General features: G+C 60.6%; 27 protein-coding genes, 1 pseudogene and 1 riboswitch. Of the genes and pseudogenes, 16 read left to right on the top strand and 12 right to left on the bottom strand.

The genetic code is table 11. The features are described from left to right. The first annotated feature begins 75 nt into the window (after positions 1-75). Both CKA81_RS17095 and CKA81_RS12230 read left to right on the top strand, forming a co-directional pair. Entirely contained in the window at positions 76-231 is a 156-nt protein-coding gene (locus CKA81_RS17095) for a hypothetical protein (RefSeq protein WP_206750839.1), read from the top strand. Continuing rightward, positions 228-1,397 carry a class I SAM-dependent methyltransferase gene (locus tag CKA81_RS12230; protein WP_128355508.1) on the top strand — a complete coding sequence of 390 codons (1,170 nt, stop codon included), beginning with the start codon at positions 228-230 and terminating at the stop codon, positions 1,395-1,397. The genes CKA81_RS17095 and CKA81_RS12230 overlap by 4 nt, the downstream gene beginning before the upstream one ends. A gap of 35 nt (positions 1,398-1,432) precedes the next feature. Here the strand turns inward: CKA81_RS12230 and CKA81_RS12235 are convergent, their stop codons facing one another. Next, complete coding sequence (locus tag CKA81_RS12235) at positions 1,433-2,569, bottom strand: tRNA CCA-pyrophosphorylase (RefSeq protein ID WP_128356782.1); 1,137 nt, start codon at positions 2,567-2,569, stop codon at positions 1,433-1,435. 20 nt (positions 2,570-2,589) lie between these two features. Then, complete coding sequence (locus CKA81_RS12240; protein WP_128355509.1) at positions 2,590-4,734, bottom strand: lytic transglycosylase domain-containing protein; 2,145 nt, start codon at positions 4,732-4,734, stop codon at positions 2,590-2,592. Positions 4,735-4,761: 27 nt separating this feature from the next. Between CKA81_RS12240 and CKA81_RS12245 the strand changes: the two genes are divergently transcribed. Beyond that, on the top strand, positions 4,762-5,391 hold the full coding sequence (locus tag CKA81_RS12245) for a 5-formyltetrahydrofolate cyclo-ligase (protein ID WP_128355510.1): 630 nt from the start codon (positions 4,762-4,764) through the stop codon (positions 5,389-5,391). Here CKA81_RS12245 and metF read toward each other — a convergent pair. The 5 genes from metF to metK form a co-directional block, all read right to left on the bottom strand. After that, on the bottom strand, positions 5,388-6,230 hold the full coding sequence (metF, locus tag CKA81_RS12250) for a methylenetetrahydrofolate reductase [NAD(P)H] (RefSeq protein WP_128355511.1): 843 nt from the start codon (positions 6,228-6,230) through the stop codon (positions 5,388-5,390). The genes CKA81_RS12245 and metF overlap by 4 nt on opposite strands. Next, the gene (locus CKA81_RS12255) at positions 6,227-6,565 is read right to left on the bottom strand and encodes a phage holin family protein (RefSeq protein ID WP_128355512.1); all 339 of its coding nucleotides are present in this window, start codon (positions 6,563-6,565) and stop codon (positions 6,227-6,229) included. The genes metF and CKA81_RS12255 overlap by 4 nt, the downstream gene beginning before the upstream one ends. A gap of 18 nt (positions 6,566-6,583) precedes the next feature. Then, positions 6,584-8,002, bottom strand: a complete 1,419-nt coding sequence (gene ahcY / locus CKA81_RS12260) for an adenosylhomocysteinase (protein WP_128355513.1) — start codon at positions 8,000-8,002, stop codon at positions 6,584-6,586. A 71-nt stretch (positions 8,003-8,073) separates the two neighbouring features. Then, positions 8,074-8,147: riboswitch (S-adenosyl-L-homocysteine riboswitch) on the bottom strand. Positions 8,148-8,198: 51 nt separating this feature from the next. After that, positions 8,199-8,444: a DUF1289 domain-containing protein gene (locus CKA81_RS12265; protein ID WP_128355514.1), complete on the bottom strand. Its 246-nt coding sequence runs from the start codon at positions 8,442-8,444 to the stop codon at positions 8,199-8,201. A 2-nt stretch (positions 8,445-8,446) separates the two neighbouring features. After that, positions 8,447-9,610, bottom strand: a complete 1,164-nt coding sequence (metK, locus tag CKA81_RS12270; protein ID WP_164878391.1) for a methionine adenosyltransferase — start codon at positions 9,608-9,610, stop codon at positions 8,447-8,449. Between the two features lie 245 nt (positions 9,611-9,855). Between metK and CKA81_RS12275 the strand changes: the two genes are divergently transcribed. From CKA81_RS12275 to xerC, 7 genes are all read left to right on the top strand, one after another. Then, on the top strand, positions 9,856-10,710 hold the full coding sequence (locus CKA81_RS12275) for a lysophospholipid acyltransferase family protein (RefSeq protein WP_128355516.1): 855 nt from the start codon (positions 9,856-9,858) through the stop codon (positions 10,708-10,710). Next, positions 10,707-11,597, top strand: coding sequence for a lysophospholipid acyltransferase family protein (locus CKA81_RS12280; protein ID WP_128355517.1), 891 nt, complete (start codon positions 10,707-10,709; stop codon positions 11,595-11,597). Before CKA81_RS12275 ends, CKA81_RS12280 begins: the two co-directional genes overlap by 4 nt. Positions 11,598-12,200: 603 nt before the next feature. Continuing rightward, positions 12,201-12,395, top strand: a complete 195-nt coding sequence (relB, locus tag CKA81_RS12285; protein WP_128355518.1) for a type II toxin-antitoxin system RelB family antitoxin — start codon at positions 12,201-12,203, stop codon at positions 12,393-12,395. A gap of 45 nt (positions 12,396-12,440) precedes the next feature. Continuing rightward, positions 12,441-12,716 carry a type II toxin-antitoxin system RelE/ParE family toxin gene (locus tag CKA81_RS12290; protein WP_128355519.1) on the top strand — a complete coding sequence of 92 codons (276 nt, stop codon included), beginning with the start codon at positions 12,441-12,443 and terminating at the stop codon, positions 12,714-12,716. A 417-nt stretch (positions 12,717-13,133) separates the two neighbouring features. Then, on the top strand, positions 13,134-14,027 hold the full coding sequence (dapF, locus tag CKA81_RS12295) for a diaminopimelate epimerase (protein ID WP_128355520.1): 894 nt from the start codon (positions 13,134-13,136) through the stop codon (positions 14,025-14,027). Next, entirely contained in the window at positions 14,024-14,710 is a 687-nt protein-coding gene (locus tag CKA81_RS12300; RefSeq protein WP_128355521.1) for a DUF484 family protein, read from the top strand. The genes dapF and CKA81_RS12300 overlap by 4 nt, the downstream gene beginning before the upstream one ends. A 9-nt stretch (positions 14,711-14,719) precedes the next feature. Continuing rightward, on the top strand, positions 14,720-15,670 hold the full coding sequence (gene xerC / locus CKA81_RS12305) for a tyrosine recombinase XerC (RefSeq protein WP_128355522.1): 951 nt from the start codon (positions 14,720-14,722) through the stop codon (positions 15,668-15,670). On the opposite strand, the gene CKA81_RS12310 is transcribed toward xerC, so the two are convergent. From CKA81_RS12310 to CKA81_RS12320, 3 genes and pseudogenes are all read right to left on the bottom strand, one after another. Next, positions 15,671-16,567, bottom strand: a complete 897-nt coding sequence (locus tag CKA81_RS12310) for a metal ABC transporter solute-binding protein, Zn/Mn family (RefSeq protein WP_228255854.1) — start codon at positions 16,565-16,567, stop codon at positions 15,671-15,673. It lies immediately after the preceding gene. Positions 16,568-16,695: 128 nt separating this feature from the next. Then, positions 16,696-17,594 (bottom strand): annotated as a pseudogene (locus CKA81_RS12315) (metal ABC transporter permease). Beyond that, positions 17,594-18,310 carry a metal ABC transporter ATP-binding protein gene (locus tag CKA81_RS12320; protein ID WP_128355523.1) on the bottom strand — a complete coding sequence of 239 codons (717 nt, stop codon included), beginning with the start codon at positions 18,308-18,310 and terminating at the stop codon, positions 17,594-17,596. Before CKA81_RS12320 ends, CKA81_RS12315 begins: the two are co-directional and overlap by 1 nt. 218 nt (positions 18,311-18,528) lie before the next feature. Here CKA81_RS12320 and CKA81_RS12325 point away from each other — a divergent pair, with 218 nt between their 5' ends. The 5 genes from CKA81_RS12325 to hslU all read left to right on the top strand — a co-directional run bounded on the left by CKA81_RS12325 (position 18,529) and on the right by hslU (position 22,759). Next, a complete protein-coding gene (locus CKA81_RS12325; protein ID WP_128355524.1) occupies positions 18,529-19,002 on the top strand; it encodes a Fur family transcriptional regulator in 474 nt (157 codons plus the stop codon). Positions 19,003-19,144: 142 nt separating this feature from the next. Beyond that, positions 19,145-20,242, top strand: a complete 1,098-nt coding sequence (locus CKA81_RS12330) for a CobW family GTP-binding protein (protein ID WP_128355525.1) — start codon at positions 19,145-19,147, stop codon at positions 20,240-20,242. Positions 20,243-20,320: 78 nt separating this feature from the next. Beyond that, entirely contained in the window at positions 20,321-20,764 is a 444-nt protein-coding gene (dksA, locus tag CKA81_RS12335; protein ID WP_128355526.1) for an RNA polymerase-binding protein DksA, read from the top strand. Between the two features lie 117 nt (positions 20,765-20,881). After that, a complete protein-coding gene (gene hslV, locus CKA81_RS12340; protein WP_128355527.1) occupies positions 20,882-21,415 on the top strand; it encodes an ATP-dependent protease subunit HslV in 534 nt (177 codons plus the stop codon). A gap of 12 nt (positions 21,416-21,427) precedes the next feature. Beyond that, a complete protein-coding gene (hslU, locus tag CKA81_RS12345) occupies positions 21,428-22,759 on the top strand; it encodes an ATP-dependent protease ATPase subunit HslU (RefSeq protein ID WP_128355528.1) in 1,332 nt (443 codons plus the stop codon). Positions 22,760-22,775: 16 nt separating this feature from the next. On the opposite strand, the gene CKA81_RS12350 is transcribed toward hslU, so the two are convergent. Beyond that, on the bottom strand, positions 22,776-23,078 hold the full coding sequence (locus CKA81_RS12350; protein ID WP_128355529.1) for a copper-binding protein: 303 nt from the start codon (positions 23,076-23,078) through the stop codon (positions 22,776-22,778). Positions 23,079-23,145: 67 nt separating this feature from the next. Here CKA81_RS12350 and CKA81_RS12355 point away from each other — a divergent pair, with 67 nt between their 5' ends. Next, the gene (locus CKA81_RS12355; protein WP_128355530.1) at positions 23,146-23,721 is read left to right on the top strand and encodes a cob(I)yrinic acid a,c-diamide adenosyltransferase; all 576 of its coding nucleotides are present in this window, start codon (positions 23,146-23,148) and stop codon (positions 23,719-23,721) included. 11 nt (positions 23,722-23,732) lie between these two features. Here the strand turns inward: CKA81_RS12355 and CKA81_RS12360 are convergent, their stop codons facing one another. Continuing rightward, positions 23,733-24,263 (bottom strand): carboxymuconolactone decarboxylase family protein, encoded by a 531-nt coding sequence (locus tag CKA81_RS12360; RefSeq protein WP_128355531.1) that lies wholly within the window; start codon positions 24,261-24,263, stop codon positions 23,733-23,735.

Raw genomic sequence — 24,263 nt, forward strand, 5'->3', positions numbered from 1 at the left:
ACCGAAAAGATGGCTGACACTACAATAGCAGGCTGTCGATACCACTGAAGCACGCTGTCCGCCATGAAACTGCTTATGCACAAGCCATTGCTGATGGCTTTCCTGCTGTCGCTCCCGCTCTGGATTGTGTTCAACAACTTCATTGTGGCTCTGGTCGTCAGCTTGCTGGTGGCCTTCCTGATATCCATGGGCTATTCGCTGTATCTCATGAAAAAGAGAAAGAACCCATGAACACGACCAGCTTGCTGCCGCCAGGCCTGCCCCCGCTCGAAGACCATCTGGTCAAGCACTTGCATGCCATGCATAGTCATCTGGCCGATGCCATATCGGCCATGCCCGACGGTTTCATGCCATTTGAACAATGGATGGACTTGGCTTTGTATGCACCCGGACTGGGCTATTACGCTGCCGGCAACACCAAATTTGGCGGCGTCCTGCCCACCGGCGACTTCACTACGGCTCCCGAATCCACCCCGCTGTTTGGCCAGACCCTGGCCAGGCAAGTGGCGCAAATCTTGCAACTTTCGAACTCGACCACGGTGCTGGAATTCGGCGCAGGGTCTGGCGCCCTGGCGGCATCATTGATCCCCGTCTTGCGCGACGCCGGCATCCCGGTCCGCTATCAGATTCTGGAAGTTTCTGCCGATCTGCGGGCGCGCCAGCAAGAGCGACTGGCCGACTTCGCGCCAGACGTCGTGTGGCTCGATACCCTGCCGGTGGGTTTTGCCGGATGCGTGCTGGCCAACGAAGTGCTGGATGCGATGCCTGCCACCTTGTTCCAATGGGCCGCCGATGGACAGGTGATGGAGGTGGGTGTGCGCTTGTCTGCAAGCGCTGACCAGGCCTTGCCGTTTGAGTTTGCGCAGCGCGCGGCCAGCCCGGCGCTCAGTCACACCATCTCGGCACGCATGCCCGCCTTGCCCGGCTACCAATCCGAGATCAACCTGCGCGCCGAAGCCTGGATGCGGCACATCGGTGACTGGCTGGAGCGTGGCGCGGCACTGCTGATCGACTATGGCTTTCCGCAGCGGGAGTTCTACCATCCGCAGCGGGCGGAAGGTACGCTGATGTGCCACTTCCGCCACCACGCACATAGCCAGCCCCTGATCTATCCGGGCCTGCAAGACATCACCGCGCATGTGGACTTCACGGCCATGGCCGATGCTACCCTGGACGCCGGCCTTCAGGTGTTGGGCTACACATCGCAAGCCCGCTTCCTGATGAATGCCGGCATTGCCGACCTATTGATCACGCAGAGCCCAGCCGCGCTGTCGGCAGTTCAGAAGCTGTTGTCCGAGGCCGAGATGGGCGAGCTGTTCAAAGTGCTGGCAGTTGGGCGCCATATCGATGAAGGGCTGATAGGCTTTCAGCGCGGCGACCGACGCGACAGGCTTTAATCTGCCTTGGCCGCCAGTCGAGCCCCGCTCGGCGCTTATGGACCGATATCAGCCAGCGCCTGCAAGCGCGCTTCGCGCATTGCCTGCTTGATACGCTGCGGCTCGCCCTGCAGGTTTTGCGCGATCGCCCCGGCGTCTATCGAGCGCAAGGCCTGGACACGTTGCTGCCATGCCGAAGCATTGACGCTAAGCGAGTCAACGCAGGCGGCGGTATCGATCAATTCGAGAAAGCGTGCGGGCTTGCGCATGGCATCGCAGCGCTCCATCAGGTCCAGCCAGCGCAGCTGGCTTGCCGAGGCATTGGCCTCTGTGGGCGCATCATCGTCGTGCAAGGCATCCAGCACACCAGGCAGCAAGCGCGCATAGTCCTGGCACTCGCCCGGCGCGCGCAGATGACGACCGATGTCTTGCGGCGCCTCCGAAAGCCGGCATACCAGCGCAAAGCGCGGCGCCAGCCCCAACCCGGCCTGCGCGGCGGCTTCAAGCTCGGGAGTTAGCGTAGCTTCGTCAAAATTCAGTCCTGGCGTGACGCGAGGCAAGGCTCCCGTGGCGGCCAGCACCTGAAACATCCGTCCCGGATGTTGCGTCATCAGACCCTTGGCTACCTCTTGCCACACGCGCTCTGGCACCAGCGCGTCAACCTCGCCGTCCTGGACCAGCTGGCGGGCAAGTGTCAAGGTCTCCGGTGCAATGGTGAAGTCATGGAAGCGCGCAGCAAAACGGGCCAGCCGCAGCAATCGCACTGGGTCTTCCACGAAGGCTCGCCCCACATGGCGCAACACCTTTGCAAGTATGTCGGCCTGCCCATCCAGCGGATCGATCAGGCGTCCGTCGGGCGCCCTGGCAATGGCATTAACGGTCAAGTCGCGGCGCTGCAGGTCGTCTTCCAGTGTGACATCCACGCCGGTATGGAAAGTAAAGCCCTTATATCCGCGACCGGACTTTCTCTCGGTGCGTGCCAGCGCGTACTCTTCCTTGGTTTTCGGATGCAAGAATACGGGGAAGTCGCCCCCAACCGGAATGAACCCGCGCCGGGACATCGCTTCCGGGGTCGCTCCCACTACGACCCAATCGCGATCACTGTCGGGCAAACCGAGCAGTTCGTCGCGTACGGCGCCCCCCACAATATAGACATCCAGGCCGGCGATGGCCGGATCGTGGGCGGCATCCACCGCGGGTTTGTCCGTGCCAGTCAAGGCAGGGCCACCCGCTTGTTGGGCGCGGGTGAAATCGTGCCCAGCCGCTCTTTAAGCGAATCCGGCTTGCCGGTAAACATCATTGAGTAGTAGCTGGTGTTCGACAGCACATTCTTGACATACAGGCGTGTCTCGGTAAAGGGGATGGTTTCGGCAAAGATGGCGCCTTCCACGGGGGCTCTCAACTTGGAGCGCCACTGCACGGGTCGGCCCGGGCCAGCGTTGTAGCCGGCCGTTGCCAACACCTGGGAGCCGTTCAAATCGTTAAGCACCATGCTGAGATAATTGGTGCCCAATATGGTGTTGGTGTCGAAATCGTTGACCGACGATGGCTGGAAGTCTTTCATGCCTATCTTGCGTGCCACCCAGCGCGCCGTGGCCGGCATCAACTGCATCAAGCCCGACGCCCCGACCCGCGAACGCGCGTCCGTAATGAAGCGGGACTCTTGGCGGATAAGGCCATATACCCAGGCAGGATCAAGGTTGATCTCGCGCGCCTTCTCTGAAACCCGGCCTTCGAATGGCGCAATGAAACGCTGCGAGAAATCCACTTCGTTCTTGGTCAGCAACGAGGTGTTCACCACGCGGTCGTAGATATGCTCTTTGCGGGCCAGCTCGGCCGCTGCCAACAACTGGCGATCAGACATGCCGCGCAGCGAATAGCTCCATTCGGGCACAGCCTCTGGCCGCCAGCCCAGGTCGAACAAGGCTATCGCACGCTGCAAGCCGGGGTGGCGTAGCGCCTCCTGCATTTCGGTTTCTGTCACCGGCGCTGCCGCGGGCGGCAAGGACGGCGTATGGCCGAGTTCTTCGCTGGCCAACTGACCGTAAAAGTTCAGCTCGTGCGCGATGGATTGGAAATGCTGTGTGGCGGCTTGCTGATTGCCCAGCGCCGCCAGGGATCGACCATACCAATACACCCACACCGGCTCGGCCGCCTGTTGGGCTGTCATCCGGCGTATGGCCTTGGCCACTTGATCCCAATCGATGCGCGGCTGCCGCAGTTCGGAACGAACCTGCCAGGCATGGTTGTAATCGGTCATGGGAGCCGTGCCGGACTTGCGATACCAATCGATGGCATTCAGCTCGACATTCAGGGCGGCGACCAATCCGAACTGGCTCCATACCCATTGCAGGTCGGCCTTGGGAATGGCCTTGGCCCATTCGCGCTCGACGTAGGCAGCGTTGCTTTCGCGCTGGTTGCCGTAGGCCAGGCGAGACAAGGCGATGGTGACCAATTCGATGTCAGCAAGCGACTTGGGCGGCTTGCGGCCGGTGAGCCACTTCTTGGGGTTTTGCATCAGGGCCGTGTACTGCTGCATCTGGGCCCCGTCGAACATAATGGCCGCCACGCGGCGTGTATCGGCGGACTTGCTGGTTTCCAGGGTAGCGCGCAGCAAGCCTTGCAGATCTTTCCATCCGACGACCTTGCTGTCTGCGAACTGATCCAGCATGGTCCAGCATGCTGACGTGGACTTGAAGGCGTCCATGGCCTGGGTCGCGTTGACGCGTTTGCCGGTCATGTGCAGCGCCAGCAGATAAGAACATGTTTCGCTGGCGTTGCTGTTGACGACAGGGCCCAGGCTGGCCGCCAGGGCATAGTTGCCGGAACGGGCGGCCGCCACCAGCCAATCGCCCTTCAGGCGATCGGCCAGATAACCAGTGGGGTGGGCCGCCATGAACTCACGCATGGCTTCGTCCGGCACTGGCTGTGTAGGGTCGATCAGCTTTTGATGCAGCATCCAGTACTCTGGGTAGACACCCAGCACAGGATCGGACTTCGCGATGGGCAGCAAGCTTTGCAGCGCGGCCCACTGCTTTTTTTGCATGGCGTCGCGGGCGGCAATGACGGCCTTACGCGCGGCCGGCGGCGTGACCAGCAGGACGGAATCGACGTTGGTGTTTTGCAGCGATGCCACCTGGATGGCGCCAGCGAACTGGTCGGACGCCGGGGTGGCTGCCTGAGCAGAAGCTGTCGTAGCGGGCGGCTCGGCGGCGGCCACGGCGTCGCTGCGTTCGGCGCCGGCACAGCCCGTCAGGCCCAAACCCAGAGACAGCCATAATGCAATCTGCGGATATCCGGGCCGCCGGGGCGCAGAATGTTTCGGGGTTTTCTGATACCGTTGTCTATTGGCTACCATATTGAATCGTTCCACCTCATACCGCCCATGAATAACAAAATAGAGAATAGCGCAGTCCCGTTACGGGCACGCCTGAAACAACTGCGTGCCGAGCAAGCCCCCGTCGATAGAAACCGGGGCGCCTTGCTGATCAGAGGACGCTTGTATACCTGGCTGGCCACAACGCGCACCCGATTACGGGAAGCCGGCAGACCCGAGCCCAAGCATATTGCGGCGTTCTGGTCTACGGCGGAAGAACCCACGCTGCAGCCGCTGCTGCAACAGTGGGTGGAAGAAGAAGGATACCGCGTATCCCTGCCCGTCGTCACGGCTCCGGATGCGCCCTTACAGTTTCGCTTCTGGACGCCCGATGCCGAACTGCAGGAAGGCGCCTACGGCATCCAGGAGCCCGTAGGTGCGGTCGCGCCGCTGCCCGATGTCATCCTGGTGCCGACACTGGGCTATACCCGCGAAGGGGACCGCGTGGGCTATGGCAAAGGCTATTACGATCGGACGCTGGCCGAACTGAAGGCACAAGGCCACAGCTTTACCAGCATAGGCATAGCCTGGGCCACCGGCGACCTTTCTGGCCAAGGCCATGTGCCGGCGCCCCACGACGAAAAACTGGATGCCATCCTGACCGACAAAGGCTGGGCCGTGCCGGCGCCGGTACTTTAAGCGTCCAGGCTCAGCTGACGCCAGATCGCCATCGTGACGTCCGCGTTGTTAAGCGTATAAAAATGCAAGCCGGGTGCGCCCTTGTCCAGCAGGTCTTGTGACAGCTTGCCGATAACGTCGATGCCAAACGCCTTGATGGAGGCCTTGTCATCGCCGAAATCGGCCAGCCGCAAGCGGATCCAGCGGGGAATCTCCGCGCCGCACATGTTCGAAAAACGCGATAACTGTGCGTAATTCGTGATGGGCATAATGCCCGGCACCACCGGTACGTTGATGCCGCGCGCCTGTACCCTTTCAACGAAATCGAAGTAGGCATCGGCGTTGAAAAAGTACTGCGTAATGGCGCTATCGGCGCCCGCCTGCACCTTGGCCACGAAATGATCCAGATCGGCCTGTGCGCTACTGGCTTGTGGATGCATTTCGGGGTAAGCGGCTACCTCGATATGGAATGCATCGCCGCTGTGCTGGCGGATGAAGGCGACGAGTTCGCTGGCGTAATGCAGCTCGCCCGCGTCTCCGCCCATGCCCGAAGGCATGTCACCGCGTAGCGCCACGATGCGCTTGATACCCTGCGCCCGATAGGCATCCAGGATCTCGCCCAGCGTGGCTCGCGATGCCCCGATGCACGACAGGTGCGGCGCGGCATCGCAACCCAGGTTCTGCATAAGCTTGACCGTCTCTGCAGTACCCGAGCGGGTGGATCCGCCCGCCCCGAACGTAACGCTGACATAAGCCGGGTGCAAGGCCAGCAACTGCTTGGCCGAGCGTACCAGTCGTTCTTGGGCGGCAATGTCGCGTGGTGGAAAAAACTCCAGGCTGATAGCTTGCTGTGTCGTCATGAAGTCAGCAATCTCGACAGCAGACCCGACACAATGCTGTAGACCAGTGCGCCCAGCAATGCCCACCAGAATCCATTGACCTGGAACCCTTTAAGCACCGACCCGACAAACCAGAATACCAGCGCGTTGAGCACCAGCAGAAACAAGCCCAGTGTCACTATGGTTATGGGCAGGGTCAGCAAAATAAGCACGGGCTTGACCAGCGTATTCAGCAGGCCCAGTACCAGTGCGGCGATCAGGGCCGAGCCGAACGAGGCTACCGTAATGCCGGGCAAGATATAAGCGACGATCAACAAGGCCACCGCATTCAGAATCCAGACAAGAATTAGTTCCATCACACATGCTCCTTGGGTTTAATAGCGATAGTGATCAGGCTTGTAGGGGCCCGCTACCGGCACGTTGATGTAGTCGGCCTGATCGGGACGCAGCTCGGTCAGATTCACACCCAGCTTCTTCAGATGCAGGCGCGCGACCTTCTCGTCCAGATGCTTGGGCAGCACATAGACCTGGCCTTTTTCGTAGGCTTCGCCTCGGGTGTATAGCTCGATCTGCGCGATGGTCTGATTGGTGAACGACGCCGACATCACGAAAGAAGGATGACCCGTGGCACAACCCAGGTTTACCAGACGGCCCTTGGCCAGCAGGATGATGCGCTTGCCGTCGGGGAAAATAATGTGGTCGACTTGCGGCTTGACCTCTTCCCACTGCAGGTCTTCCACAGCGGCAACATCGATCTCGTTGTCGAAGTGACCGATATTGCAAACAATGGCCTGGTCTTTCATGCGCTCCATGTGCTCGCGCGTGATCACATGATAGTTGCCGGTAGCCGTCACGAAGATGTCAGCCTTGTCGGCGGCCTCGTCCAGCGTCACGACCTTGTAGCCTTCCATGGATGCCTGCAGCGCGCAGATGGGGTCAACTTCCGTTACCCACACTTGCGCACGCAGCGCCGACAAAGCCTGCGCGCAGCCCTTGCCCACGTCGCCAAAGCCGCACACAACCGCGATCTTGCCGGCGATCATGACGTCGGTGGCGCGCTTGATGCCGTCCACCAGCGACTCGCGGCAGCCATACAGGTTGTCGAACTTGGACTTGGTGACTGAGTCGTTGACGTTGATGGCAGGAAACGCCAGCTCACCCTTGCGGGACATCTGATACAAGCGATGCACGCCGGTGGTGGTTTCTTCCGTTACGCCCTGAACCTCGGCCAAGCGGGTTGAATACCACTTCGGGTCGCGCGCCAACTGGGCCTTGATGGAGGCAAACAGCACGCGCTCTTCTTCGCTGCCCGGCTTGGCCAGTACAGAGATATCGCTTTCGGCTTTGGCGCCCAGGTGCAGCAGCGTCGTGGCATCGCCGCCGTCGTCCAGAATCATGTTGGCATGCTGGCCATTGGGCCATTCAAAGATCGCGTGCGTGTACTGCCAATAATCTTCCAGCGTTTCGCCCTTGATGGCAAATACCGGCGTGCCGCCATCCGCAATCGCTGCGGCAGCGTGATCTTGAGTGGAGAAAATATTGCACGATGCCCAGCGGACTTCGGCACCCAAGGCCTTGAGCGTTTCGATCAGGACAGCCGTCTGGATGGTCATGTGCAGGCTACCCGCGATGCGGGCGCCCTTCAGCGGTTGCGCGGCTGCGTACTCTTCGCGCGTGGCCATCAGCCCGGGCATTTCAGTTTCAGCGATCGCAATTTCGCGACGGCCCCATCCTGCGAGGGCGATATCGGCAATTTTGTAGTCGTTCAGGCCGGCTTCGGCAATAGTGTTCATGGTAGAGCTCCGGTAAACCCGTACCAGCCGAAGCACCATGAAAACAAGTGCTCATCTTCGCCTGGAACAGGGAATGATGAGCGCCGTTGAAACGAAAAGAAGTCCTGAGCCTAGCGGGGGTACCGTCGCAGCGCTCCTCAGGAAGGGCAGATTGTAACGTAGGCCTGAAAAAAATTCTGTGACAGGATGCGGCGCGTCAGCCCTGACGCTTGGGGTAACCCTGCGCCTTGATGCGCTTCCAGACGGCCAGCCTTTCGGCCTCGTCCAGGAACACCCAGTTGGCCACTTCCATGGCCGTGCGCCCACAACCACGACAGATGTCGTCGTACAAAGTCGAACACACGGCTACACAGGGTGAGTCGCTGACATGCAGGCTATGCGCATCGTCCCGCCCCGAAGGGCCCGCAGGGCTTGCGCCCCGCTGCGCTTCGGTGATTTTCATGCTTAGGCGGCCTTCTTGAGCGCTTGCACCTTGTCGGATGCTTCCCAGCTGAACTCGGGCTCGGCACGGCCAAAGTGGCCGTAGGCCGCCGTCTTGGCGTAGATGGGGCGCAACAGGTCCAGCATATTGATGATGCCTTTGGGGCGCAGGTCGAAGTTCTCGCGCACCAGACGGGCGATCTGCTCGTCCGGAATCACGCCGGTACCTTCGGTGTAAACCGTGATATTGATGGGCTCGGCCACGCCGATGGCATAGCTGACCTGCACCTGGCACTGGCGAGCCAACCCGGCGGCCACGATGTTCTTGGCCACATAGCGTGCGGCGTAGGCAGCCGAGCGGTCGACCTTGGAGGGATCCTTGCCCGAGAACGCGCCGCCGCCGTGCGGGCAAGCGCCACCGTAGGTGTCGACGATGATCTTGCGTCCGGTCAACCCGCAGTCGCCCTGAGGGCCGCCGATCACGAACACGCCCGTGGGGTTGATCATGAACTTGGTCTTGGGGGTAAGCAAACCGTCGGGAAAGCTGGGTTTGATGATGTTTTCGATGACGGCTTCGTGGATCTCGGCTTGCGAGATGTCGGGCGCATGCTGCGTTGACAGCACCACGGTGTCGACTTCGGCAGGCTTGCCATCCACATAGCGGAAGGTGACTTGCGACTTGGCATCCGGGCGCAGCCAGGGCAGGCGGCCGTCTTTGCGCAACTCGCTTTGGCGCTGCACCAGGCGGTGAGCGTACCAAATGGGAGCAGGCATGAGGTCGGGAGTTTCGTCGCACGCATAGCCAAACATCAGGCCCTGGTCGCCGGCCCCTTGGTTCAGCACTTCTTCGCTGCTGCGATCTACGCCTTGCGCAATATCGGGCGATTGCTTGTCGTAGGCCACCAGCACCGCGCAGCCCTTATAGTCGATACCGTATTCGGTATTGTCGTAGCCTATGCGCTTGATGGTGTCGCGCGCCACCTGGATGTAGTCGACGTTGGCCGTCGTGGTGATTTCTCCGGCAAGCACGACCAGCCCGGTGTTGCACAGGGTTTCTGCCGCCACGCGGGCAGTGGGGTCTTGCTCTAGGATGGCGTCGAGGATGGAGTCGGAAATTTGGTCAGCGACCTTGTCGGGGTGACCTTCGGAGACGGATTCGGAAGTAAAGAGGAAATCGTTATTTGCCACAGCGATGCGTCCTGTAAAGCGCCGGAAAATACCGGCATGGAGGTTGAACGAAACGCGTTGCACCTCGGACGTTGCTTTGCAGCGGTGATCAGGGCGCGACGCTTTAGCGGATTTTTTGCACGCGGTTTGCACCACGGCCATCGCCCCGCAAGTTGTCGGTTAACTCAGCGATGAACCGTATTTTAAGCGAAAATGCAGCCATGTATCCTTTCTCATTGGTTATATAAGGGTTATTGTCCGCGTCTATGCTCCTGGCTTTGTTTCGCTTGCTTGCACTTTTGCCACTGCCACTACTGCATGGCCTGGGCCGTCTGGCCGGTCGGCTGGTATACGCCTGGCCGGGTCGTTATCGCAAGCGCTTGCAAGCCAACGCGGCCCAGGCCGGCTACCCGGAACGAGACTTCGCACGACAGGCAGCCGCAGAAACCGGCGCCATGGTCATGGAAACGCCCAAGGTATGGCTGCGCAGGCAAGCGTGTTTACGGCTTACGCACAGCGATGACGATGAGGTCGTGCGGGCCGCGCTGGCCGAGGGCCGCGGCATTCTGTACCTGACCCCGCATCTGGGTTGCTTCGAGATCACCGCCCGCTACCTGATCCAGCACGGCCCCATCACCGTCATGTACCGCCCGCCGCGCCAGGAGTTTTTGCAGCCCCTCATGGAACAGGCGCGCAACACCTCGGGCCTGAAGGCTGTGCCAGCCAACATGCAAGGCGTGCGCGAGTTCGTGCGGGCCCTCAAGCGCGGGGAAGCCGTGGGCATGCTGCCCGACCAAGTACCCAGCGGCGGCGAGGGCGTCTGGGCCCCCTTCTTCGACAAACAAGCCTACACCATGACCTTGGCCGGCAAACTGGCCTTGCAAACAGGGGTGGCCGTTATCCTCACGGCGGGTGAACGCCTGCCCGGGGGCAAGGGTTGGCGCATCCACTACCTGCGCTTGCCCGAGCCCCTGGAGCGCGATCCGCAAGCCCTTGCTGCGGCTATCAACCGCGCCATGGAAACCTTGATCCGCCGTTTTCCACAGCAATACCTGTGGAGCTATAACCGTTACAAGATTCCACCAGAGGCGCCACCCCGCCCGGGGGATGCCGCCGCATGAGAGTCAACAAGCTTCCTGTTCTTCGTTCCGTCTTCACCTATTTTGGCCGCTGCTCCGCAGCGACGCGTCAACGCTGGGCGCGCGCCCTGGGCTGGCTGGCATCGCGCACGATGCGTTCACGCGCTCACATCGTACGCACCAACCTGGAACTGTGCTTTCCCGACGCACCCCAGTGGCAACGTGACGCCTGGTTCCACCAGCACTTTTACCTGCTTGCGCAATCCGTCGTGGATCGCGGCCTGTGCTGGTTTGGCAAACCCGAAGACATCAAGCAAACCATACAAATTACGGGGCTGGACGGACTGGGCGAACTACTGAAGGCCGAACGACGCATTATTTTGCTGGCGCCGCACTTCATTGGGCTGGACGCCGCCGCAACGCGCTTGACCATGTACCTGAAAGAGTCGGCCACCATGTATACGCGCCAAAGCGATCAGGATGTCGACCAACTGGTGCGCGAAGGACGCGGCCGCTTCAACAAGGTGAACCTGGTCAGTCGGCACGATGGCGTGCGCGGCCTGATGCGCCATCTGCGCAACGGCATCCCTGTCTATTATTTGCCCGACATGGACTTCGGGCGCGCAGGCGCCGTTTTCGTGCCTTTCTTCGGCGTACCAGCAGCCACTTTGTTGGCGACAGCGCAAATCGGCCGCGCCTGGGATGCCGCGATCGTGCCGATTATCAGCCGGCTGGACGCCGAGTCCGGACAGTATCAGGTGGATGTGTTGCCCGCTCTGGAAGACTTTCCGGGCGACGATACGCCAGAGGAAGCAACGGCGCGGCTGAATACCTTGATCGAAAGCTGGGTGAAGGTGGATCCGCCCCAATACTACTGGGTGCATAGGAGGTTCAAGACGCGGCCTGAGGGAGAGGCGCGGATTTACTGAAGTGGGGTTGTTTATTGGGTTCTTAAGAAGGCGCGCACGGGCGGGTGGCGGGGCGGCTTAATGGTCACGGTCCGGCAGAGCCGGACTTCCCGGCTATCAGTGCGGATCAGGGCGGCCGCGAAACTCGGCGGATGGATAGCCCCCCGGGCTATCCAAAGCCCCCGCCTCAAACAGTCGCGGCCTTGCATCCCTGATCCGCACTGATAGCCGGCGTGCCCAATGCGCCACCCCGCCACCCGCCCGTGCACACCTTTTGCAATATGTCCAATTGAACGGCGCTGTCTTGCGGTGGCCTCGGACTCCGAAGTACCCGGGTCGATCTTGAACGGGTGGGAGAGAGAGAGAAGGTAAATGCGGGAGATCTCGCTTTGAATCGTTGTCAGTTAATACGGACCGAAGAAGCCGGCCTTGCCCAATACTCCTTGACAAAGGCCGGTACTGATCAAGCGGCTAGGCCTGGGATGAGTTTAGGAAAGAGCTGACTTTGAATGGTTGCGGACACATGGACGATTGTTCAATTCTGGCCGCGTAGAAATGTCCAGTCTGGGTCGGCGAATATATATCTTTGTCTTATACTGAGACCATAGACAAGGAGCTTTAGCCATGAGCATTGCCCTCTCTCCGATCGTTTCGGAATTCAACACCGAAGAACAAGCGGCCAGCCACGATCGCTGGCTGCGCGCGAAGGTCCAAGCCAGCCTGGCCGATCCACGTCCCAGCATTCCACATGACCAGGTCATGGCGCGTATGGACGCCATTATTGAGAAGGCGCAGAAAGAGACGCCAAACCACGAATAAAACGTATCCACCATCAGGACCGGCTCACATCTACGTGGCTGAGGCGTGCTTAAAATCTCCTGGCGTTCTACCGCCTTCGATGACTTGGCCGAGATCATCACCTACATTGCCGACCGCAACCTGCAAGCAGCAAGAGATCTCAAAAGCCGTATACAAGCCTCCATACTACAAATAGCCGTGTATCCATACCTAGGCCGACCCGGACGCCTCTCAGGCACCCGCGAGATCGTGGTGCACCCCAACTACATAGTCATTTACAGAATCACGCCTACCGATATCGAGGTCATCAGCGTCCTACACGCCAGACGGGAATACCCCTAAACCGGCCACGAACGCCGCCCGGCACTTCATTCACAAAGCCAGAGTGCCGATCAAGCGGCCAGGCCTGGGGTGGGTGGGGCTGGCTGGGCGGCTTTAGGGCACGCCTTGTGGCAGTGTCGCGGCGGGGAGGCAAGCCTGCGGCTGACCGAGCAACGCGCTTGTCGGGGCACTGCCCCGACGTTGCGAGTTCCGCAGGCGCCCCGCCGTGGCGCTGACGCAAGGTTTGCCCCGGCGCAAGCCGGGGTCGTGACCGTCGAGCCCAGCCAGCCCCACCCACCTCGGGCCGGGTTTAGAAAAACAACAGTGAAACGCCACCCCAGGCCGGGTTTAGAACGAAGTCAGCCAATCACCGTCCATACCCAACAGGCACGTGGCCAGATCCCCACAAAGCCATCAGAATCCGCGATAATCCCTTAAATGATCTGGAACTTCGTAAAAATGCACGGCGCCGGCAATGACTTCGTCGTCCTCGACGGCGTCCGTCAGTCCCTGCACGTTACCCCCGAGCGCGCCCGCGCCCTCGCCGACCGGCACTTCGGTGTCGGCGCAGACCAGATACTGCTCGTCGAAAACCCCTCCCACCCCGAAGCCGACTTCCGTTACCGCATCTTCAACGCCGACGGCAGCGAAGTCGAGCATTGCGGCAACGGGGCGCGCTGCTTCGTCAAATTCGTCCACGAACAAGGCCTGTCGCACCGTAACCCCTTGCGCGCAGAAATCAGCACCGGCCTGCTTACCCTGGACAGCACCCCTGACGGCAACGTCTCCGTCGACATGGGTCCTACCCACTTCGACCCCAAAGACGTGCACTTCGACACCGACGGCCTGGAATCCACGACCCAGGGCACAGATACCCTATGGCTGCTGCCCATTCCCGGACACGGCAACATCGCGCTGTCTCTGGTGGCCGTCTCCAACCCCCACGCCGTCCAGATCGTCGACGACATCGATACCGCGCCCGTGGCGCAGATCGGCCCCATCATCGAATCGCACCCGCGCTTCAAGCAGCGCGTCAACGCCGGCTTCATGCAGATTAGCGACCGCCACACCATACAATTGCGCGTCTTCGAGCGCGGCGTGGGCGAAACGCTGGCTTGCGGCACCGGCGCTTGCGCTGCAGCCGTCGCCGGCATTCGCCGCGGCCTGCTCGACAGCCCTGTGCTGGTGCATACCCGCGGCGGTCCGCTGGGCATCGCCTGGGACGGCCAGCGTGTCATCATGAGCGGGCCGGCAGTCACCGTGTTTGCCGGACAGATCGACATCGACGCACTTACAGAACAGCTCACTACCAAGGACCCCCTGACGCCATGAATACAGATAGCCTCTCCGCCGAAGACGTTGCCCAGTTCCTGCAGGACAACCCCTCGTTCTTCCAGGATCATGCCGACGTATTCTCGAATTTGCGCGTCCCGCATCCCAACGAAACCCGAGCCATTTCGCTGGGCGAGCGCCAAATCATGACGCTGCGCGCCCGCACCAAAGACCTGGAATGGAAGCTCTCCGGCCTGGTGCACAATGCCAGCGGCAACGAGCGCATCAGTAAAACGCTAACCGGCTGGTGTTGTCGCATGTTGGCCGAACACGACTCCAGCCAGATTCCGGCGCACATCGTACGCAGCCTTGGCGATCTGTTCGACCTGCCCACCATCGCCCTGCGCGTATGGGATTTGCCCAAACTGGTCGACAGCGAGTTCAACGAAGATGTCAGCGATGCCATCCGGGCGTATGCGCGCGAACTCACTACGCCTTACTGCGGCCCGCTTGCCGACCAGGAAGCTGCCAGTTGGCTGGGCACGCCCCCGGCATCGTTGGCCCTTATTGCGCTGCGCCCGCAAGGCAGCAGCGAGCCCATAGGCCTGCTCGTGCTGGGGTCGGACGACCCTGACCGCTTCACCGCCGACATGGGAACCGCCTTTCTGGACACCATCAATCAGTTGGCCAGTGCCAGTCTGTTGCGCCTGCGCGCCACAGGCGACCAAGACGACTACGCGTAGCCAGCCGCCATGCATGCGCTGCCCGAACCGATGGAGCAATGGCTGGGCCATCTGGAGGCCAACCGACGCTACTCGCCGCACACACTGGCGGGCTACCGGCAGGATCTGCAGCACCTCGTCCAATGCCATGATCAGGCATCGCTGGCCGACTACACCGAAAGCCATATCCGACACGCCATCGGACGTCTGCATGCCCAGGGCTTGAAGCCACGCAGCCTGGCCCGAGCTCTGGCGGCCTGGCGCGGATTCTTCCAGTGGTGGGCACCGGCAGCGGGCATGGACGCCAACCCCGTGGCGGGCGTGCGGGCACCCAAGGCGCCGCGCAGCCTGCCCAAGGCCTTGTCGGTGGAACAAGCGCAGGTGCTGCTGGATCAACCGGGGTTGCCTACCGCCACCAGCACTGTCGACCTGCGCGATCAGGCCATGTTCGAAGTGCTTTATTCCAGCGGGCTGCGTCTGGCAGAGCTGATCAGCCTCGATTGGCGCTACACGCGTCACGACGGCTACGAATCGCAAAGCTGGATCCAGCTTAAAGAGCAGGAAGCCACCGTGCGGGGCAAGGGCAACAAGACGCGCAGCGTGCCGCTAGGCGGCAAAGCCATCGCAGCCATCGAGCGGTGGTTGGCCGTACGGCACGAGTTGCTGAATGCCCAGCCCGATACAGACGCCAGTGCGGCATTGTTCGTCGGGACGCGAGGCAAACGGATTTCGCCTCGGGTGGTGCAATTGCAATTGAACAAGCTGGCGCTAAAGGTCGGCCTGCCGGTCCACGTGCACCCGCACAGCCTGCGCCATAGTTTTGCCAGCCACATGCTGCAGTCGGCGCAAGATTTGCGCGCGGTGCAAGAGCTGCTGGGCCACGCCAATATTTCGACTACGCAGATCTATACGCGGCTGGATTTCCAGCATCTTGCGCAGGCCTACGACCAGGCGCATCCGCGCGCCGGCCGAAAAAGCTGATCACTGCCCCAGCACGTAAACCAGTCGTCCGGCGTTCCAGCTGAACATGCCCAGGTAATTGCCTGCAGGCTCATCCGCCTTGCCCAAGGCATCCGAATACAAGGTGCCGCCAACTTTAGAGCCGGTCTCTCGGGCGATCTGCTGCGCCAGCTTGGGGTTCGTACTGCGTTCGACGAACACACCCGCGACCTTCTGCTTACGGGCTTGGTCGATGATGGCCGCGAGCTCTTGCGCGGAAGGTTCGGCCTCGTTGGAAACGCCGGCAATCGAAATAAACCGTATGCCGTAAGCTTGCTGGAAATAACCAAAGGCATCATGTGAAGTAATGACCGTGCGCTTCTCTTCCGGCACAGCGGCAAGCGCTTGCTTCACCTCGGCATCCAGCTTCTTCATCTTCTCGATATAGTTGGTGGCGCGTTGTCTGAAGTAAGCCGAGTCGGCCGGCTGCACATGTGCCAGAGCCTGGGCAATGTTCCGGGCATAGATCATGCCGTTGGACAGGTCCTGCCATGCATGGGGATCGACGCTGCCGACGGAGTGGTCATCATGATCGTGCTCATGATCGTGTCCGGCTTGGCCATGAGCCGGACGCGATTCCTTGCGGCCAGCATCCAGGACTTCGCCCTGCTGCAGGTGTCGCACCTGGACGCCCCGCGAGGCCTCCATCTGCGTACCGGCAAAACCCGACGATTCAACGAGCCTGGGTATCCAGGCTTCGAAACCCAAGCCATTGCTGACCAGCAGCTGAGCTCGGGTCAGCGCCTGCACATCCTCGGGCGTGGGTTCGTACGAATGGGGATCTGCGTTGCGTCCCACCAGGGTCGTGACCTGCACCCGGTCGGCCCCGATCTCGCGCACCATGTCACCAAGTATGGAAAAACTGGCGACCACATTCACGACCGCGGTGGCGCTGCGCGGTGCTGCCGCAAAACCAGGAGCGGTTAAGGTGCACAGCGCCGTGACGGCCAGAAGAACAAACCGGCGGCGTAACAAGGGCACGACTCGGGCGATAGGTGGGCTGGACATTAAATATGCTCCGAAATACGGGATAGCCGTTGGCGGCGGGCACGAGACTGTCGCGCTGCCTGCAACAGGCCTCCTTGCGGCCCAGGAATATCGACAGAAAGTACAAACATCCTGCCGAAAGAATGATTGCCGGTGAAGCGGGTACATTGGCGTAATACGAAAAAAGCAAACCAGCATAAGACGACAAACTGCCTATGGCGGCGGCCAGCACCATCTGTCGTCCGGCCGTGCCTACCCAAAATCGCGCTGCGGCGGCCGGCAACATCATGATGCCCACGACCATCAAGGTTCCCAATACCTGGAAACCCGCTACCAGGGTCAATACCAGCAATACCAGAAACGCCATGTGGATATACGGCCCGGCGGCGCCCTGACTGCGCAGGAACAGGGGATCCAGACACTCCAGTATCAAGGGTCGGAAGATCAAGGCCAGCACCAGCAGCGTCACGCTGGACGCTGCGGTAACCAACAGCAGGGCAGCATCGTCCAGACCCAGCACGGTGCCGAACAACACATGGATCAGATCCATATTCGAGCCACGCAGCGACACCAGCAGCACGCCCAGGCCCAAGGACACCAGGTAGAAGGCGGCAAAGCTTGCGTCTTCACGTTGCGGGGTGAGGCGAGCAACGGCGCCAGCCAGCATGGCCACGATCAGGCCGGTAATCATGCCGCCTAGCGTCATGGCGGTCAAGGACAGGCCGGCGGTCAGGAAACCTACCGCGACACCGGGCAAAATGGCGTGTGCCATCGCATCGCCCATCAGGCTCATGCGCCTTAGTATCAGGAACACGCCCATGGGGCCTGCGGCAAAAGCCAAGGCAAAGGACCCCGCCAGGGCGCGGCGCATGAAGCCGTAGTCGATAAAGGGGCCTAGCAGCCACTCCAGTATCCACATTACAGGTAGTCTCCTGCGCATAGGTGACGGGCCAGGTGCAGATTCTCATTCGTCAGCACCTGCTCGGTCGGTCCCCAGGCAACCGCCTGCCCCGCCATCAGCAAGGTTTGCGGAAAGTGGCTGCGGACCATATCCAGGTCGTGCAGGACGGCGATGACCGTACGGCCCTCGCCATGCCAGTTCTCCAGCAAAGCCATCAGCTCTTCAGTGGTATGCCGGTCTACTGCGGCAAAGGGTTCGTCCAACAACAAGGTACTGGCATCGTGCAACATCAGTCGTGCGAACAAGGCCCGCTGCAACTGGCCGCCAGATAGCGTGCCGATAATGCGCGGCCCGAAATCGGCCAGGCCGACGCGCGCAAGGGCCGCGTGCACCCTGTCGTGCTCTGCATCGCCGTAGCCCTTCCAGGCGCCCGTCCGCTTCCAGGCACCCATGGCCACCAGGTCGTAGGTCGTGACCGGGAAACTGCGGTCCAACTCACCCAGTTGCGGCAGGCAGGCCATCTGCTCTGACGCTTCGCGGCCAAGGCGGATCCGGCCCCGCACGGGGCTGACCAAACCCATGATTCCCTTGATCAAGGTCGACTTGCCGGCACCATTAGGTCCGACGATAGCAGTCAGCGAGCCACGCTCGAAGGAGCCCGTGACGTCGCGTACAGCGACACGGTCGCGCCATCCCAGGCATACCTGATCCAACTCTATGACAGCGTTGCTCATTGTTTGTCCTTGGGCATCATTGCATCGCCCAGGCTGTCAGCAGCCACAGAAAAACGACCGCGAGCATGACGCAGGCTACGCGCCGGCCGCTGGAAGCCAGCAGCGCAGAGCCACGATAGCGTCGGGAAGGCTCAGAAGCGGCAGAAGGCGAAGAGTCGTGCATAAGAACGGTAATAGCGCTACAGGCTGGAACGCAAAGGTTATGTTATAACATAGCTATGTCCACCCCCACTCTGCACCGTTCCCGGCCGGCCATTGCGGCGACCCTGCGCACCGCGGATGCGCTTTGCGCTGAACGCGGCAAGCGGCTGACGCCCATACGACGCAAGGTGCTGGAGATCCTCCTCATTCAGCACCGTAGCGTCAAGGCCTACGAATTGCTGGACTTGATACGCGCAGAGCAGCCCGGTGCGGCGCCTCCCACGGTATATAGGGCGCTGGATTTTTTGGTGGATGTGGGGCTGGTCCATCGGTTGGACGCCATCAACGCCTGGACTGCCTGCATGGACGCGGGGGGCACGCCCCACGATCTGCTGGTCGTGTGCACAAAGTGCGGTGCAGTCGCCGAACTAAGCGATCCTGCACTGAACCGCCAACTGGCAGACAAGGTTGCGGACGCCGGCTTTGCTCTTACCGGCCACGAAACCGAACTTCGGGCACTGTGCGGCCACTGCCGACCACACACATGTTAAGCGTATGTTTGCTCTAAAGCGTATGCTGTGATGTAATCTGCCGTTAAGTTTTTTCTGCGCGGTGCGAATACGTGAATTAGCCGCAAGTTACTGAATCGTCGGTACTTTACTTGTATTCGGGTCGCGCGACACGAGGCATACAATGAAAGCCGCTACTGACACCAACAAAATGGTACCGGTAACCATACTTACCGGTTTCCTGGGCGCCGGGAAAACCACCCTGCTCAAGCGCATACTGACCGAGTATCACGGACGGCGAATTGCGGTCATTGAAAACGAGTTCGGGCCCGAAAGCATAGACAACGAATTGCTGGTCCAAGAAAGCGACGAAGAAATCGTCGAGCTCAGTAACGGTTGTGTCTGCTGCACCATACGCGGCGACCTGATGCGCACGCTTAACGAACTGCGCGTCAAGCGCCAGGCGGGCGAGCTGAACTTCGAGCGCGTAATTATCGAAACCACCGGCATGGCCAACCCGGGGCCGGTGTGCCAGACGTTCTTCATGGACGACGAAATCGCCGATTACTACCGCCTGGACGCCGTCATTACAGTGGTCGACGCCAAGCACGGCATGGAAACCCTGGACAATCAGGAAGAATCGCAAAAGCAAATCGGCTTTGCCGACCGCATCCTCATTTCCAAGAAAGATCTGGTCAACGATGCCGATTACGATGCCTTGCGGGCACGAATTGTGCGGATCAACCCGCGTGCGACGATCACGGCGGTGCACTTCGGCGAGGCGGACATCAAGTCCCTTTTGGATATCAGCGGCTTCAACCTGAATACCATCCTGGACATAGACCCGGCCTTCCTGGCTGATCAGCACCCCGATGCACACGATCACGACCATGGCCACGGTCACGGGCATGATCACGAACACGAGCACGAAGGCGAGTGCGGCGCCCACTGCGGGCACGAGCATCACCATCATGCACATCACAACGATGAAATCGGGGCATTCGTGTTCCGATCGAACAAGGCCTTTGACCCAGAGCGGCTGGAAGAATTTCTGGGCGGTATCGTGCAGGTCTATGGACCCGACCTGCTTCGTTACAAGGGTATTTTGTATTTGAAAGGGATCAATCGCCGCATGCTCTTTCAGGGCGTGCACATGATGATGGGCGCGGAGCCCGGCAAGCCTTGGCTATCGGGCGAAAAGCCTAATACCAAAATGGTCTTCATTGGACGTAAACTTCCCCAGGAAATTTTCACCAGGGGTCTGGAACAATGCTTGGTCTGATAACGGCCGGCGGGGCGTAAAACAGGCAACACCGCAACGCTGGTTCGTAGCACCAACACTACAAAAAGAGGATACATCATGGCAAGCAAATCAGCCGCCGCTAAGAATCAGAGTCATTTGCTAACGGAGAAAGAGCTGTTGGCAATGCCAGAATCCGATTACATGAATCATGATCAGCTGGCGTTTTTCAGAAACCGCTTGAAGGAACTCGAGCAAGAAATCCTGAACAATGCCGACGCTACCACCGAGAACCTGCGCGAAACGCAGTTTGTACCGGATCCCGCCGACCGTGCCACGATCGAAGAAGAGCATGCGCTGGAATTGCGCACGCGGGACCGCGAGCGCAAGCTGCTGAAAAAAGTCCAGCAAGCCATTACCCGTATCGACGCAGGCGAGTATGGCTGGTGCGAAGAAACCGGCGAACCCATCGGCGTACCCCGTCTGTTGGCCCGTCCCACGGCTACCCTGTCGCTCGAGGCGCAAGAGCGCCGCGAAATGCGACAAAAGCTCTACGGCGATTAAAAAGCAGTTGCCCTGAAGGCAGTCTCTGGCCGCTCGGCATGGAGGCTGCCTGTGTAGCGTGGGTCTCTTGAAAGATCGGAAAGGTGCCCCCACCTGATACTTTCTAAGGAAGGTCTCATGGAACAATTTCACGCTACGACTATTATCTGTGTGCGCCGCGGCAACGACGTCGCTCTGGGCGGAGACGGCCAAGTCACACTAGGCAACATCATCATCAAAGGGACGGCGCGTAAAATTCGCCGCCTCTATCACGACAAGATCCTTGCAGGGTTCGCCGGCGCAACCGCCGACGCCTTCACGCTGCAGGAACGCTTCGAAGCCAAGCTCGAGAAGCATCAGGGCAACCTGATGCGCGCTGCAGTAGAGCTGACCAAAGACTGGCGCACCGACCGGGTGCTGCGTCGGCTCGAAGCCATGCTGATCGTCGCCGACAAGGACCACACTTTGGTATTGACTGGCAATGGCGACGTACTGGAGCCCGAGAACGGGCTGGCGGCCATCGGTTCGGGTGGCGCCTACGCACAATCGGCCGCACTGGCCCTGTTGCAAAACACCCAGCTGTCTCCCGCCGACATCGCGAAGAAATCGCTGGAGATCGCCGGCGACCTATGCATCTACACGAACCAAAGTCACATCGTCGAAACACTCTAGGCACTATCCATTATGTCAGCCATTAACATGACTCCCGGAGAGATCGTCTCCGAGCTCGACAAGAATATTGTCGGGCAGAACCGCGCCAAGCGCTCTGTGGCGGTCGCCTTGCGCAACCGCTGGCGCCGCCAGCAAGTGGCCGAGCCGCTGCGCACCGAGATCGTACCCAAGAATATCCTGATGATAGGCCCCACCGGTGTGGGCAAGACCGAGATTGCGCGTCGACTGGCCAAGCTGGCCAATGCGCCCTTCATCAAGATTGAGGCAACCAAGTTCACGGAGGTCGGCTACGTTGGCCGCGACGTGGACACCATTATTCGCGACCTGGTCGAGATCTCGGTCAAGCAGACCCGCGACGTCGAAATGCGCCGTGTCCGTACACAAGCTGAAGACGCAGCCGAAGACCGCATACTTGACGTCCTGGTGTCCCCGGCCCGCAACGCCCAGGGCGAGCCCGAACGCGAAGAAAACAACGCCCGCCAGACCTTCCGCAAGCGCTTGCGCGAGGGCAAGCTGGACGATATGCAGATCGAAATCGAAGTGGCCCAGACCATGCCGCAGATGGAGATCATGGCGCCCCCTGGCATGGAAGAAATGACCGAACAGCTCAAGGGCATGTTCGCCGGCCTGGGACGCGACAAAAAGAAACCCCGCAAAATGCCCGTAAAGGAAGCCTTCAAGCTATTGGTCGAGGAAGAAGCCTCGCGCCGGGTTAACGAGGAAGAGCTGCGCAGCACCGCTGTTGCCAACGCCGAACAGAACGGCATTGTCTTCCTGGATGAAATCGACAAGATCGCCACACGGCAGGAAGCCACGGGCAGCGACGTATCGCGCCAAGGCGTGCAACGCGACCTGCTGCCGCTGGTCGAGGGCACCACCGTCAACACCAAATACGGCGTGGTACGCACCGACCACATTTTGTTTATTGCATCGGGCGCTTTCCACCTGTCGCGACCGTCGGACCTCATACCCGAGCTGCAAGGGCGCTTTCCGATACGCGTAGAACTGGACTCACTGACCGCGGACGATTTCGTACGGATACTGTGCGACACCGACGCCTCGCTGACCAAGCAATACCATGCCTTGCTTGGTACGGAGGATGTCACGCTGGACTTCACTGACGAAGGCATACGCCGCCTGGCCGAGCTGGCCTTCGATGTCAATGAACGCACCGAGAACATAGGCGCGCGCCGCCTGTACACCGTCATGGAAAAGCTGCTGGAAGATCTGTCTTTCGAGGCTACGGCAAGCAGCAGCCAGACCGTGGTGATCGACGCCCAATACGTCAATGACAAGCTTCAGGAAGTCGCCGGCAGCCAGGACCTTGCGCGCTACGTACTTTAAGGCCGCGCGCCGCACCCTACTTGCTGATGGCTATCACCACATACTGCCCGCCTTCTCGGCGGGCAGTGAACTTGACCTTGTCCCCGGGCTTGATGTCGGCCAGGAGCGCCGGCTCGGCGTGGTAGACCAGCGTCATGGCCGGTAGCTGCAAGGTCGAGATTTCGCCATGCTTGATGGTTATCTTGCCGGCGGCCGCGTCGACCCGCCGCACTTCACCGGACGCGCTGCCTTCTTGCGCCACCGCATTGACAGCATAGAACGAGCTGATGGCCATGGCAGCCGCAATAGCCTGGCGCCATCGTTGATGTGAATACCCCATAAGCTACACTCCTGTTGAATACCCGCCCAGCATAACGCCAAACCCATTACTACGTTCAGGCACCGACATGGCCACCCGCTTATCCGTCATCACAACCCGTACCGGCGACCAGGGCACGACTGGCCTGGGCGACGGCAGCCGTGTGCCCAAAGACGCGCCTCGCATCGCGGCACTGGGCGATGTGGACGAACTGAACAGCATGTTGGGTTTGCTGCGTACCGAAACGCTACCGGCCCAGATCGACGCGGTGCTGGAGCAGGTGCAAAACGATTTGTTTGATATGGGCGCCGAGCTTTGCATACCGGGCCACGTGGCGCTGAAGCACGAACATGTGCTGTTTCTTGAGCAAGCCCTGGCCGAGCACAACGCCGAGTTGGGCAAACTGGAAGAATTTATCTTGCCGGGCGGTACCCGGGCCGCCGCGCTGGCTCATGTAGCCCGCACCATATGCCGCCGGGCCGAACGCGCCGTGGTGGCATTAAATAATGACGAGACCCCCGCCCCCGACTCGACCGGAGCCGTCAACGAGCCCGTCAGGCAGTACCTGAACCGCCTGTCTGACTTGTGCTTCGTGCTGGCCCGCGCGCTTAACCGCGCGGCAGGACAGCCCGATGTGCAGTGGGGCCGGCAGGCGCGGCCGTAAGGCCTGACGACCTAGGACTTTCTTTCGTCGTCGCTGTGGATCTGCAGGGCTTCCAGGAATCGCGACACCATGTTGTAAGTGGCAATCGTGGCCGTCAACTCCACCAAGTGGCGCGGCTCGAAGTGTGGCTTGACGCTATTGAAGATGTCGTCGGCCACCTGCACATCGCGCGTCATGGCGTCGGTGTAGGCCAGCACAGCGCGCTCTTTATCGCTGAACAGGCTGGATGACTCCCACTCGGGCAAGGCGTCCAGTTGTTCCTGTGTCATGCCTTCCTTCAGCGCAATGGGCGCATGCTGATCGGCCTCGTAAGGCGCACGGTTCAGGATGGCGATCCGCATGATCACCATTTCACGCAGGTCGCCGGGCAACGAACTATGGTGACGGATGCCCGTCAGATGACTAAGCCAGCCGCGCGCCACAGGCGGGCTTTGCAACAGCATCTGGTACAGATGCAGCACGCTGCCGCGTTCTGCAACGATCTGCTCGACCAGTGGGCTGACCTCGGGATGCGTCAGATCGGCATAAGGTAAACGTGCCAT

Origin of the sequence: Pollutimonas thiosulfatoxidans, from assembly GCF_004022565.1 — a bacterium.
Taxonomy (GTDB): Bacteria; Pseudomonadota; Gammaproteobacteria; order Burkholderiales; family Burkholderiaceae_B; genus Pusillimonas_D; species Pusillimonas_D thiosulfatoxidans.

Excerpts from the sequence above, each read along its gene's own strand:
- CKA81_RS17095 (WP_206750839.1), top strand. The coding sequence starts at position 76 with ATGCACAAGCCATTGCTGATGGCTTTCCTGCTGTCGCTCCCGCTCTGG.
- CKA81_RS12230 (WP_128355508.1), top strand. The coding sequence starts at position 228 with ATGAACACGACCAGCTTGCTGCCGCCAGGCCTGCCCCCGCTCGAAGAC.
- CKA81_RS12240 (WP_128355509.1), bottom strand. The coding sequence starts at position 4,734 with ATGGTAGCCAATAGACAACGGTATCAGAAAACCCCGAAACATTCTGCG.
- CKA81_RS12245 (WP_128355510.1), top strand. The coding sequence starts at position 4,762 with ATGAATAACAAAATAGAGAATAGCGCAGTCCCGTTACGGGCACGCCTG.
- metF (WP_128355511.1), bottom strand. The coding sequence starts at position 6,230 with ATGACGACACAGCAAGCTATCAGCCTGGAGTTTTTTCCACCACGCGAC.
- CKA81_RS12255 (WP_128355512.1), bottom strand. The coding sequence starts at position 6,565 with ATGGAACTAATTCTTGTCTGGATTCTGAATGCGGTGGCCTTGTTGATC.
- ahcY (WP_128355513.1), bottom strand. The coding sequence starts at position 8,002 with ATGAACACTATTGCCGAAGCCGGCCTGAACGACTACAAAATTGCCGAT.
- CKA81_RS12265 (WP_128355514.1), bottom strand. The coding sequence starts at position 8,444 with ATGAAAATCACCGAAGCGCAGCGGGGCGCAAGCCCTGCGGGCCCTTCG.
- CKA81_RS12275 (WP_128355516.1), top strand. The coding sequence starts at position 9,856 with ATGCTCCTGGCTTTGTTTCGCTTGCTTGCACTTTTGCCACTGCCACTA.
- CKA81_RS12280 (WP_128355517.1), top strand. The coding sequence starts at position 10,707 with ATGAGAGTCAACAAGCTTCCTGTTCTTCGTTCCGTCTTCACCTATTTT.
- relB (WP_128355518.1), top strand. The coding sequence starts at position 12,201 with ATGAGCATTGCCCTCTCTCCGATCGTTTCGGAATTCAACACCGAAGAA.
- dapF (WP_128355520.1), top strand. The coding sequence starts at position 13,134 with ATGATCTGGAACTTCGTAAAAATGCACGGCGCCGGCAATGACTTCGTC.
- CKA81_RS12300 (WP_128355521.1), top strand. The coding sequence starts at position 14,024 with ATGAATACAGATAGCCTCTCCGCCGAAGACGTTGCCCAGTTCCTGCAG.
- xerC (WP_128355522.1), top strand. The coding sequence starts at position 14,720 with ATGCATGCGCTGCCCGAACCGATGGAGCAATGGCTGGGCCATCTGGAG.
- CKA81_RS12320 (WP_128355523.1), bottom strand. The coding sequence starts at position 18,310 with ATGAGCAACGCTGTCATAGAGTTGGATCAGGTATGCCTGGGATGGCGC.
- CKA81_RS12325 (WP_128355524.1), top strand. The coding sequence starts at position 18,529 with ATGTCCACCCCCACTCTGCACCGTTCCCGGCCGGCCATTGCGGCGACC.
- CKA81_RS12330 (WP_128355525.1), top strand. The coding sequence starts at position 19,145 with ATGAAAGCCGCTACTGACACCAACAAAATGGTACCGGTAACCATACTT.
- dksA (WP_128355526.1), top strand. The coding sequence starts at position 20,321 with ATGGCAAGCAAATCAGCCGCCGCTAAGAATCAGAGTCATTTGCTAACG.
- hslV (WP_128355527.1), top strand. The coding sequence starts at position 20,882 with ATGGAACAATTTCACGCTACGACTATTATCTGTGTGCGCCGCGGCAAC.
- hslU (WP_128355528.1), top strand. The coding sequence starts at position 21,428 with ATGTCAGCCATTAACATGACTCCCGGAGAGATCGTCTCCGAGCTCGAC.
- CKA81_RS12350 (WP_128355529.1), bottom strand. The coding sequence starts at position 23,078 with ATGGGGTATTCACATCAACGATGGCGCCAGGCTATTGCGGCTGCCATG.
- CKA81_RS12355 (WP_128355530.1), top strand. The coding sequence starts at position 23,146 with ATGGCCACCCGCTTATCCGTCATCACAACCCGTACCGGCGACCAGGGC.
- CKA81_RS12360 (WP_128355531.1), bottom strand. The coding sequence starts at position 24,263 with ATGGCACGTTTACCTTATGCCGATCTGACGCATCCCGAGGTCAGCCCA.